Below are 10963 nucleotides of genomic sequence, written 5' to 3'. Positions count from 1 at the left end.
CCGGCTCGGAACCCGAGACGCATCACAGACCGAGCAGCCGCACGGTCTGTCGCGTCGACGCGCTGCGCGGATCGACGAAGGCGTCATGCCCCTCACCCGGTACGACGATCAGTTCTGCGGACTGCCCGCGCGCCGTCACCGCGTCGACGTAGCGACGGCTCGACTCGACCGGGATGGCGATATCGTCCTCGGCGTGCAGTGCGATGACGTGCGCGTCGAACGGCTCCTGGCACAGCGGCGACGCGTCGCGGTAGCGGTGGCCGATCTCGTCGGCGGGCCGGCCCATCAGTCCGCGGATCGACGGGCGGTCGGCGCCCGCCTCGAGGTCCAGGGCGGCCGACTGTGCGATCACCGTTGTGATCGCACACGTATCGGTCCGTGCCCGCAGTTGCGAGACCGACCACACCGCGAGCTGGCCGCCCGCCGAATGTCCGACGACGGCGACCGAGCCCCAGTCCACCCGTTGGTTGATCTCGGCGGGCAGTGCGGCCGGAACCGTACCGTCGAGGGCGCGGATGGCCGCGACGACGTCACGACCGGTCGTCGGCCAGCCGCCACCGGGTTCACCCACGCGCCGGTACTCGACGTTCCACACCACGGCTCCGCGTTCGGCGCACAGCCGGGCGATCGCGGTCTCGATGGTGAGGCCGAATTCGGTGGTCCAGTACCCGCCGTGGACGAGGACCACCGGCCGCACGACGGCGTCCGGTCCGACACCGTCGACGGGATAGTAGACGTGACCGAATTGCGATGGCGCAGAGCCATATTCGATCTTGGTGCGGTGCGCCGCACACTTCCTCATCACAACTCCCAGGTCATGTCGTGGACCAACGGTCGGTCAGCACCCCGAGGGCGCCCAGCGCGACGGCGGCCGCCGTCGACGTACGGAGCACCTGCGGACCGAGGATCACCGACGTCGCGCCCAACGCCGTGAGGTCGGCGATCTCGGTGTCGTCGAGACCTCCTTCGGGACCGATCACCAGAACGATCTCGCCGACGTCGGCCACCCCGAGATCGCGGAGGCCGACGGCGCCGTGTTCGTGGAGGACGGCGACGATGCCGCCGCCCGCGATCACGTCCGAGCTCAAGGCCCGGACATCGGTGGTCGAGGCCAGCGGGCCGATGTCGGGAATCCAGGGGCGTCGACTCTGTTTGGCCGCGGCAGACGCGGCCGATGCCCACTTGGCGAGACCCTTGTCGACCTTGCCGGTCCACCGCGCCACGCAGCGCGCCGCCTGCCAGGGGATGATCCGATCCGCGCCGGCCTCGGTCGCGAGGTCGACCGCCAGTTCGGACCGCTCCCCCTTCGGCAGCGCCTGCACTACCGTCACCGTGGGCCGCGGGCGATCGACATAGGCATAGGTGTGCGCGCGGGCGATCAGGGTGTCCTTCGCGGTGATCGCGGCGACCTCACAGCGCGCCGTGGAGCCGCGACCGTCCCCGACGACCAGTTCTTCACCGGCAGCGATTCGCGTGACGGTGACGGCATGGCGCCCCTCCGCACCGGAGAGGGTGACGTCGGCGCCGAGACGGGGCACCGCATCGACCCAGAACAGGGGTGGACTCACGTCGGCGCCCCGCCCTCGTCAGCGTCCGGCGAACGCGTTGCGCAGTCGGGAGAACAAGCCGCTCGAGGCGCTGCTCGCCGACGACGTGACGACCTCGACATGATCGTCGGAGGCCGCGCGGAATCGGTTGAGCGCCTCGGTCTGCGCCGAATCGAGTCGGGTCGGGACCACGACGTCGAGATGAGCATGCAGCGTGCCGCGGACGCCGGTGTTGAGATGCGGCATACCCTGGCCCCGCACCTTGACCACCTGTCCGGGCTGGGTGCCCGCGGCGAAGGATACGCGTGCGGTCCCGCCGAGGATGGTGTCGACGTCGATCTCACCGCCGAGCGCGGCGTCGACGATGGGCACGCGGATCGTGCAGTGCAGATCGTCCTTGTCACGGACGAAGACCTCGTGGGCGCGTTCGCCGACCTCGACGTACAGGTCGCCGGCCGGACCGCCGCCGGGACCGACCTCACCCTGACCGGAGAGCCGGACGCGCATGCCGCTCTCGATGCCGGCGGGGATCTTCACGGTCATGGTGCGCCGCGACCGCACCCGGCCGTCGCCACCGCACTTGCGGCACGGGTCCGGGATGACCTCACCGACGCCGTGGCAGGTGGGACATTCGCGGACGGTCATCACCTGGCCGAGGAACGAGCGCTGCACGGCCTGGATCTCGCCGGCACCCTTGCAGGTGTCGCAGGTGGTCGGTGTCGAATTGTTGTGGGTACCTGCGCCCTTGCACAGGTCGCAGAGGATCGCCGTGTCGACCGTGATCTCCTTGTTGACCCCGGACGCGCACTCTTCGAGATCGAGATCGACGGCGACGAGCGCGGGCTCGCCCGGCTGCACGCGACCCCGCGGTCCGCGGCCCGAGCCGAAGCCACCCCCACCGAAACCACCGCCGGAACCGAAGAACGCCTCGAATACGTCGCCGAGACCACCGCTGCCGAAGCCACCGCCGAACCCTCCGGCACCGGCACCGGCCAGCGGGTCACCGCCGGCATCGACGATGCGACGCTTCTCGGGGTCGGTCAACACCTCGTACGCGGCGCTGACCTCCTTGAAGCGCTCCTCCTCACCCGGGTTGACGTCCGGGTGGAGTTCGCGTGCCTTCTTGCGGTAGGCGCGCTTGATCTCCTGGTCGCTGGCGCCTTTGTCCACGCCCAGGATGCCGTAGTAGTCACGTGCCACAGTTGTCTCGGTCCTCTATCTCATTGGTCTCACAGGGCCGGCGGTCGGATCGGCCGGTACCCGGGCCGCGCGTGCGGCCGCACAGGTCACCGATCGGACAACACTTCGCCGACATACTTCGCAACGGCTGCGACAGACGCGATTGTTCCCGGGTAGTCCATGCGGGTGGGACCGACCACGCCGACGCCGCCGAACACAGTGCCCGATGCACCGTACCCTGTCGAGACGACCGAGGTCCCACGCAGGTTCGCGGTCTGCGTCTCCTCTCCGATCTGCACGGTCACCGCACCCATGCTCTGACTGGTGGCGAGAAGTTTCAACACGACCACCTGCTCCTCGAGCGCGTCGAGGACGGTGTCCATGCCACCGGCGGCAGGCGCGAAGTCGGCGGCCGATCGCGCCAGGTTCGACGTCCCGCCGAGGACCAGACGATCGTCGCCGCGTTCCACGAGTGTCTCGACCAGAACCGTCGCCACGGTGATCGCGGCGGCCCGGATGTCATCGGGCGCCTCGTTGGCCAGTTCGGCCACCGCCGCCGACGCCGCCTCGAGACGCTTGCCGTGCAGGGCCGCCGAGAACATGTCGCGCAGACGGATGTAGTCCTCGTCGGCGAGGTCGTCGGCGAGGCCGACCATGCGCTGCTCGACCCGCCCGGTGTCGGTGATCACGACGAGGAGCAGACGCGATGGCGTCAGCGAGACCACCTCGAGGTGCCGGACCGTCGCCGTCGACAGCACCGGGTACTGGATGACCGCGACCTGCCGGGTGAGCTGTGCGAGGAGCTTGACCGAGCGGCGCAGTACGTCGTCGAGGTCGACGCCGGAGTCCAGCACGGACAGGATCGCGCGGCGTTCGGCCGCCGACAGCGGCTTGATCTCGCTGATCCGGTCCACGAACATCCGGTAGCCCTTGTCGGTCGGGATACGACCGGAACTGGTGTGCGGCTGGGCGATGTATCCCTCGGCCTCGAGGACGGCCATGTCGTTGCGGACCGTTGCGCTCGACACCCCGAGCTGGTGACGTTCGACCAGCGCCTTGGAACCGATGGGTTCCTGTGTGTCGACGAAGTCCGTGACGATGGCACGCAGGATCGCGAACCGTCGATCGTCCGTAGTCGACATGCGGCGCACCTCCCGGTTCGACAACTCTGCCATACAGTAGGTGACGTCCATCTTACGAACCGTTGCGCGCAACCCGCTGGATCCGATCCGGGTGGCCGCGCCGGACTCAGGGAAGTGCTCGATGATCTTCAAGGGGGTGCGGGAGGGTAGGCCCTATCCCGACCACGGATTGTCCGCGCGAGCCTGGGCCAAGATCCCGCCGCGGCAGTTCCGTCTCGACGAACTCACCACCGTCACGACCGTGCTGGCACTCGACAAACTGCTCAGCGAGGACTCCACGTTCTACGGCGACCTCTTCTCCCATGTCGTCCGGTGGCAGGGCAATCTCTATCTGGAGGACGGTCTGCACCGCGCCGTCCGGTCCGCACTGCGCAACCGGCATATCATCCACGCACGGATGCTCGATCTCGACGCACTCGAACTCGATCCCGCCGCCGAGTCCGTCGAGGATGAGCTCGACACGGCCGAACTGCCGTCACCGGGTCGTGCGCCGACACCGCCGACGACACCCGGTGCCCACCGGCGCAGCGCCCGCAGCACAGGCTGGACGCTCCCGCCCAACAGTGCGGCCGCGCCGGACCGGTGAGGGGTTCGGCACGCGTGGCGACCTCGCATCCTGAAGCCGCCGGTCAGCCCGCGACCAGGATCTCCCGGACGACACGATCGGCGAGAAGCCGGCCGGCGTCGGTGAGGACCAGCCGCGCACCGACACTGCCGACGTGTTCGATCAACCCGTCGGCGATGAAGTCGGCCGCCCGGCGGTATTCGTCGGCGGTCAGCTCGTCAACGGCCAGTCCACCCCGGCAGCGAGCGGTGAGCATCACCGACTCCACGTGGCGGTCCTCGTCGGACAACACCTCGTGCCCGCCGATCGGCAGATGTCCGTCGGAGAGTCCGCCAGCGTAGCGCGCCGGATGTGTGACGTTCCACCACCGCACCCCGCCGACATGGGAGTGCGCGCCGGGTCCCATGCCCCACCAGTCGCTGCTGTGCCAATACGCGAGGTTGTGCCGACATGCCGCCGCCGCCGACCTCGACCAGTTCGACACCTCGTACCAGTCGAAACCGTCGGCACGCAGGCGGTCGTCGAGGATGCGGTAGCGATCGGCCAGCACATCGTCGTCCGGGGCAGGTAGTTCGCCGCGACGGATGCGGCGCGCGAGGGCGGTCCCGTCCTCCACGATCAGTGCGTACGCCGACACGTGGTCGACCGAGGTGGACAGCACCGCGTCGAGACTCGCGTGCAAGTCCGCGTCACTCTCGCCCGGCGTTCCGTAGATGAGGTCGAGGTTCACGTGGTCGAAGCCGGCCGCCTCGGCCTCCCGGGCCGCGGCCACCGCTCGCCCGGGAGTGTGGGTGCGGTCCAGAGTCGCGAGCACATGGGGCGCCGCCGACTGCATGCCGAGCGAGATACGGGTGAATCCCGCCCGCAGCAGTCCGTCGAAGAACTCCGGGGAGGTCGATTCCGGATTGGACTCGGTGGTCACCTCGGCGTCGTCGTCGAGGTCGAAGTTGTCGCGAACGGAACGCAGCAGCCGGCCCAATCCGTCGGCGCCGAGAAGTGACGGCGTTCCCCCGCCGACGAAGATCGTCGACACCTTGCGGGTCGGATGGAGAAGTCGCGCAGCCGCTGTCAGCTCGAGGTCGACGGCCTGCTGCCACGATTCCGGCGATGATGAACTCCCCAACTCCCCCGCCGTGTAGGTGTTGAAATCGCAGTAGCCGCAGCGAGTGGCGCAGAACGGGACGTGGAGATAGAGCCCCAACGGGGTGGACGGATCGACGGCACCGCAGGCGGCCGCGACGACGCCCTCGACGTCCGTTTCACACTCGACTTCCACTGGTCCATCATGCACACCCCACCCCACGATCCCGCAGACGTCACGGAATCGGCGCCGGGAGACGATTCCCGCGACGTCTGCGATCAGGCGGTCCCGGGAATATCGACCGGTGGGCCTGCCTTGAAACCCACATGTGGACCTCGCGGTGGGCATTTGCGTCACCGTGAGGGAAAATAACCCCAAGTAGACGCAGCAAGGGTGATCGTGGCACTATGAACGGCGTGACTTCCCCAGGGGTGTGGCTCGCAGCTCGACGCCACATCGATCTCAAGCGCGTCTGCAGCGCATTCTGTCGTCCTTAGACGACGTGCTCCCCTGTCGTCAGCAGACGACGGTTCGGCCCTGAGGAGTTCCCCGCATTCGCGCGGGTATGCCGGCACGTTTCCAGCCCACCATTCGTGACTGCTGACGTGTGCGCGTCAGCGCAGGAGACTTCATGACGTCCACCACCGATGACCTTTCCGTGACCACCTCCGATTCGACGGACAAGCCCGGGGAGTCGAAGGGCCGGGCAGCCGAGGGAACCAAGCCCGCGGCGCGCGGCGCGCGACCGGCCCGCAAGGCCCGTCCCACGAAGCGCCGGGCCGAGGGTCAGTGGAAGCTCGGGTACCGCGAGCCGCTGAACCCCAATGAGCAGGTCAAGAAGGACGACAACCCGCTCAACGTCCGGGCCCGGATCGAGAACATCTACGCCAAGCAGGGTTTCGACTCGATCGACAAGCAGGACCTACGCGGACGCATGCGCTGGTGGGGCCTGTACACCCAGCGCAAAGAGGGGTACGACGGCACCTGGACCGGTGACGAGAACATCGACATCCTCGAAGACAACCACTTCATGATGCGTATCCGCTGCGATGCGGGCGCACTGAACGTGGCGCAATTGCGGACACTCGGGCAGATCTCGACCGAGTTCGCCCGCGACACGGCCGACCTGTCCGATCGCGAGAACGTGCAGTACCACTGGATCCGCATCGAGGACGTCCCGACGATCTGGGAACGGATCGAAGGTGTCGGACTGAAGACCACCGAGGCCTGCGGCGACTGCCCGCGCGTCGTGCTGGGCTCTCCGCTGGCCGGCGACGCCGTGGACGAGGTGCTCGACCCGACTCCCGCGATCGACGAGATCGTGCGCCGCTACATCGGCGATCCCCAGTACTCGAACCTGCCCCGCAAGTTCAAGACGGCCATCTCCGGTCTGCAGGACGTTTCCCACGAGACCAACGACATCGCGTTCATCGGTGTGGACCATCCCGAGCACGGCCCCGGTCTCGACCTCTGGGTCGGTGGCGGACTGTCCACCAATCCGATGCTGGCGCAACGGGTCGGCGCCTGGATTCCGCTCGACGAGGTCCCGGATGTGTGGGAGGGCGTCGTCTCGATCTTCCGTGACTACGGCTACCGTCGCCTGCGCGCCAAGGCCCGCCTGAAGTTCCTCATCAAGGACTGGGGCATCGAAAAGTTCCGTCAGGTGCTCGAGGACGAGTACCTCGGTCGCAAACTGGTCGACGGTCCCGCCCCGCAGCCGCTGACCCGCCCCCGCGATCACGTCGGCGTGCAGAGACTCAAGAACGGACTGAACTCCGTCGGATTCGCCGCCATCGCCGGCCGCGTCTCGGGGACGATCCTCACCGCTGTCGCCGATGCCGCCGAGCGCGCCGGATCCGATCGCATCCGCTTCACGCCGTATCAGAAGCTCGTCGTGCTCGACATCCCCGACGACAAGGTCGAGCAGATCATCGCCGAGGTCGGTGCCCTCGGGCTGTCGGCGCGCCCGTCCAACTGGCGACAGAACCTTATGGCGTGCAGCGGGATCGAGTTCTGCAAGCTGTCGTTCACCGAGACCCGCAAGCGTTCCCAGCGTCTGGTTCCCGAGCTCGAGGAGCGTCTGGCCGACATCAACTCGGCCCTCGACGTCCCGATCACCGTCAACATCAACGGATGCCCGAACTCCTGCGCCCGCTCGCAGGTGGCCGACATCGGGTTCAAGGGCCAGCTCGTCGAGGACGAGGACGGCAACCAGACCGACGGCTTCCAGGTGCATCTCGGAGGCAGCCTCGGGCAGGACTCCGGTTTCGGTCGCAAGCTGCGCCAGCACAAGGTCCTCTCGACCGAGCTCGGCGACTACATCGACCGCGTGGTGCGGAACTACGTGGACCAGCGAGACGAAGGAGAGCGGTTCGCGCAGTGGGCCGTTCGTGCTGATGAGGAGGCACTGCGATGACCGCGTCAACGTCCGCCACGACCGGACGCCGTCACTCCGAATCCGAGTTGCGCACGATCGCGGAGAAGGGCGCCCGGGACCTCGGTCTCGACGCATCCCCACAGGAGCTGATCCGCTGGACCGCGGAGACCTTCGGCGACAACTTCGTCGTCGCGTCGAACATGCAGGACGCCGCACTGGTCGATCTGTCGGTCGAGCACGTCGATCGTGAACTGCTCGGCGGGTCGCCGGTCAAGGTCCTCTTCCTCGACACCGGCTACCACTTCGCCGAGACCATCGGCACGCGCGACGCCGTGGAGCAGGTCTACGGCGTGGAGATGGTGAACCTCACTCCCGAGAACTCCGTCGCCGAACAGGACGATCTGCTGGGCCGCAACCTCTTCGCCCGCGACCCCGGCGAGTGCTGCCGTCTGCGCAAGGTCGTCCCGCTCAAAGCCGGATTGGCCCATTACGATGCGTGGATCACCGGTATCCGGCGCGTGGAGGCCCCCACCCGCGCGAATGCGCCGCTGATCTCCTTCGACGAGGGCTTCGGGTTGGTCAAGATCAACCCGATCGCCGCGTGGTCCGACGAGACCATGCAGGACTACATCGACCGCAACGGTGTGCTGGTCAACCCGCTCGTCGACGACGGCTACCCGTCGATCGGCTGTGCTCCGTGCACGGCCAAACCCGAACCCGGATCCGATCCGCGCAGCGGCCGTTGGGCCGGACGCGCCAAGACAGAATGTGGGCTCCACGCATGACCGTTGCCGATACCTCCGCTCCCGACGCCGCTGTCGAGCCGATCGTCGAGACCGCCGACGACTTCACGACCCTGGACGCCCTCGAGTCCGAGGCGATCCACATCTTCCGTGAGGTCGCCGGCGAGTTCGAGCGACCCGTCATCCTGTTCTCGGGCGGAAAGGACTCGACGGTCCTGCTGCACGTGGCGTTGAAGGCGTTCTGGCCTGCCCCACTGCCGTTCTCGCTGCTGCATGTGGACACCGGCCACAACCTGCCGGAGGTGCTCGAGTTCCGCGACCAGGTCGTGGCGCGCCACAATCTTCGCCTGCACGTCGCCAGGGTCGAGGACTACCTGGCCGACGGACGCCTGACCGAACGCCCCGACGGGGTACGCAACCCGCTGCAGACCATTCCCCTGCTGGACGCGATCACCGAGAACCGCTTCGACGCGGTCTTCGGGGGTGGGCGTCGTGACGAGGAGCGTTCGCGCGCCAAGGAGCGGATCTTCTCCTTGCGCAACGCCTTCGGCCAGTGGGATCCCAAGCGGCAGCGCCCCGAACTGTGGAACCTGTACAACGGCCGCCACGCACCGGGCGAGCACGTGCGTGTCTTTCCGCTGTCGAACTGGACCGAGCTCGACGTGTGGCGCTACATCGCCCGCGAGCAGGTCCTGCTGCCGCAGATCTACTACGCACACCAGCGTGACGTGTACCTGCGCGACGGCATGTGGATGACCCCCGGACCGTGGGGCGGTCCGCGCGACGACGAAGAGCTGCAACGGCTCTCGGTCCGCTACCGGACCGTCGGAGACGGCTCCTCGACCGGCGCCGTGCTCTCCGACGCCGCCGACAACGACGCCGTCCTGGCCGAGGTCGCCGCATCGCGGTTGACCGAACGTGGCGCCACCCGCGGCGACGACCGCGTGTCCGAGGCCGCCATGGAAGACCGCAAGCGCGAAGGATACTTCTGATGACCACGACCTCCTCCGGTCCCGCCCCCGATCTGCTACGCATCGCCACCGCGGGCAGCGTCGACGACGGCAAGTCGACACTCGTCGGCCGGCTGCTGTACGACACCAAATCGGTGCTCGCCGACCAGATCGACGCCGTCACCAAGGCGTCGGTCGACCGCGGACTCGAAGGGCCCGACCTCTCGCTGCTCGTCGACGGCCTGCGCGCGGAGCGGGAGCAGGGCATCACGATCGACGTCGCCTACCGCTACTTCGCCACGCCCGCACGGTCATTCGTGCTCGCCGACACCCCCGGACATGTGCAGTACACCCGGAACACCGTCTCGGGAGCGTCGACCGCATCGCTGGTCATCCTGCTGGTCGACGCCCGCAACGGAGTGGTCGCGCAGACGCGTCGGCACGCCGCGGTGATGGCCCTGCTCGGGGTCCCGCAATTGGTGTTGGCGGTCAACAAGATCGACCTCGTCTCCGATCAGGCATCGGTGTTCGCCGACATCTCCGCGGAGTTCGCGGAGCTCACCCGCTCGCTCGGCTGGTCGCCCGAGCAGGTCACCGCCATCCCGGTGTCGGCACTGCACGGCGACAATGTCGCCACCCGCTCGGAGACCACACCCTTCTACGACGGACCCACCCTCATCGAGCATCTCGAGACGGTGCCGAACGTGACCGACCGCGAACACGTCGGCCTGCGCTTCCCGGTCCAGTATGTGATCCGGCCCCGCACACCGGAGTTCCCCGATTACCGTGGTTACGCCGGACAGATCGCGGCCGGACGCGTCTCGGTCGGTGACGAGGTCGTCGTGCTGCCCGCCGGTACCCGCACCACCGTCAGCCAGATCGACACCGCCGACGGACAGCTCGCCACCGCACACACCGGGCGCAGCGTGACGATCCTGCTCGCCGACGACGTGGACGTGTCGCGCGGCGACCTGATCGCCACGGCCGGTGACGCCCCGGATCCGGTGCAGCAGTTCAGCGCCACCGTCTGCTGGCTGGCCGAGAAGCCGCTGCGGCCGGGAGCCCGGCTGCTGCTCAAGCACGGCACCCGCACGACACAGGCGATCGTCGGCGGACTCGAGGTGCTCTTCGACGAGCAGAACCTCGCGCTGGTCGACTCGCCGGACACCGTCGAGCTCAACCAGATCGGGCGCATCTCGATCCAGACCGCCGAGCCGATCGCCGCCGACGACTATCAGGTCAACCGCGAGTCCGGCAGCTTCCTGCTGATCGATCCGCAGGGCGGCAACACCCTCGGAGCCGGACTCGTCGGCGACGCGCTGGAAAACCTCCACCTGTCGGCGACACCCGAACTGGTCTGATTCCGTACACATTCGCCT

The 10963-nt window shown here is 68.0% G+C and carries 10 protein-coding genes; 5 read left to right on the top strand and 5 right to left on the bottom strand.

The genetic code is table 11. The annotated features are described in order from the left end of the window. Positions 1–22: 22 nt before the first annotated feature. The 4 genes from QSJ19_RS01355 to hrcA form a co-directional block, all read right to left on the bottom strand. Positions 23–802 (bottom strand): alpha/beta hydrolase, encoded by a 780-nt coding sequence (locus tag QSJ19_RS01355; RefSeq protein WP_286317905.1) that lies wholly within the window; start codon positions 800–802, stop codon positions 23–25. Between the two features lie 13 nt (positions 803–815). Continuing rightward, positions 816–1568: a 16S rRNA (uracil(1498)-N(3))-methyltransferase gene (locus QSJ19_RS01350; RefSeq protein ID WP_286317904.1), complete on the bottom strand. Its 753-nt coding sequence runs from the start codon at positions 1566–1568 to the stop codon at positions 816–818. Between the two features lie 18 nt (positions 1569–1586). Continuing rightward, positions 1587–2747 (bottom strand): molecular chaperone DnaJ, encoded by a 1161-nt coding sequence (gene dnaJ / locus QSJ19_RS01345; RefSeq protein ID WP_286317903.1) that lies wholly within the window; start codon positions 2745–2747, stop codon positions 1587–1589. 86 nt (positions 2748–2833) lie between these two features. Then, the gene (gene hrcA / locus QSJ19_RS01340) at positions 2834–3868 is read right to left on the bottom strand and encodes a heat-inducible transcriptional repressor HrcA (protein WP_286317902.1); all 1035 of its coding nucleotides are present in this window, start codon (positions 3866–3868) and stop codon (positions 2834–2836) included. Between the two features lie 121 nt (positions 3869–3989). Here hrcA and QSJ19_RS01335 point away from each other — a divergent pair, with 121 nt between their 5' ends. Then, on the top strand, positions 3990–4454 hold the full coding sequence (locus QSJ19_RS01335; protein ID WP_286318144.1) for a type II toxin-antitoxin system VapB family antitoxin: 465 nt from the start codon (positions 3990–3992) through the stop codon (positions 4452–4454). A 43-nt stretch (positions 4455–4497) separates the two neighbouring features. Here QSJ19_RS01335 and hemW read toward each other — a convergent pair whose 3' ends face one another. Next, the gene (gene hemW / locus QSJ19_RS01330; protein WP_286317901.1) at positions 4498–5709 is read right to left on the bottom strand and encodes a radical SAM family heme chaperone HemW; all 1212 of its coding nucleotides are present in this window, start codon (positions 5707–5709) and stop codon (positions 4498–4500) included. Positions 5710–6145: 436 nt separating this feature from the next. Between hemW and QSJ19_RS01325 the strand changes: the two genes are divergently transcribed. From QSJ19_RS01325 to QSJ19_RS01310, 4 genes are read left to right on the top strand one after another with little or no spacing between them, the layout of a single operon-like run. Beyond that, positions 6146–7930: a nitrite/sulfite reductase gene (locus QSJ19_RS01325; protein ID WP_286317900.1), complete on the top strand. Its 1785-nt coding sequence runs from the start codon at positions 6146–6148 to the stop codon at positions 7928–7930. After that, positions 7927–8676 (top strand): phosphoadenylyl-sulfate reductase, encoded by a 750-nt coding sequence (locus QSJ19_RS01320; protein WP_286317899.1) that lies wholly within the window; start codon positions 7927–7929, stop codon positions 8674–8676. Before QSJ19_RS01325 ends, QSJ19_RS01320 begins: the two co-directional genes overlap by 4 nt. Further along, a complete protein-coding gene (gene cysD, locus QSJ19_RS01315) occupies positions 8673–9626 on the top strand; it encodes a sulfate adenylyltransferase subunit CysD (RefSeq protein WP_286317898.1) in 954 nt (317 codons plus the stop codon). The genes QSJ19_RS01320 and cysD overlap by 4 nt, the downstream gene beginning before the upstream one ends. Continuing rightward, entirely contained in the window at positions 9626–10945 is a 1320-nt protein-coding gene (locus QSJ19_RS01310) for a sulfate adenylyltransferase subunit 1 (RefSeq protein WP_286317897.1), read from the top strand. Before cysD ends, QSJ19_RS01310 begins: the two co-directional genes overlap by 1 nt. Positions 10946–10963 lie beyond the last annotated feature (18 nt).

It is taken from the genome of Gordonia sp. ABSL11-1, from assembly GCF_030315685.1.
In the GTDB taxonomy this organism is placed as follows: domain Bacteria; phylum Actinomycetota; class Actinomycetes; order Mycobacteriales; family Mycobacteriaceae; genus Gordonia.
The sequence above is the reverse complement of the archived record's forward strand: the minus strand, read 5'-3'. Positions and strand labels throughout refer to the sequence as shown.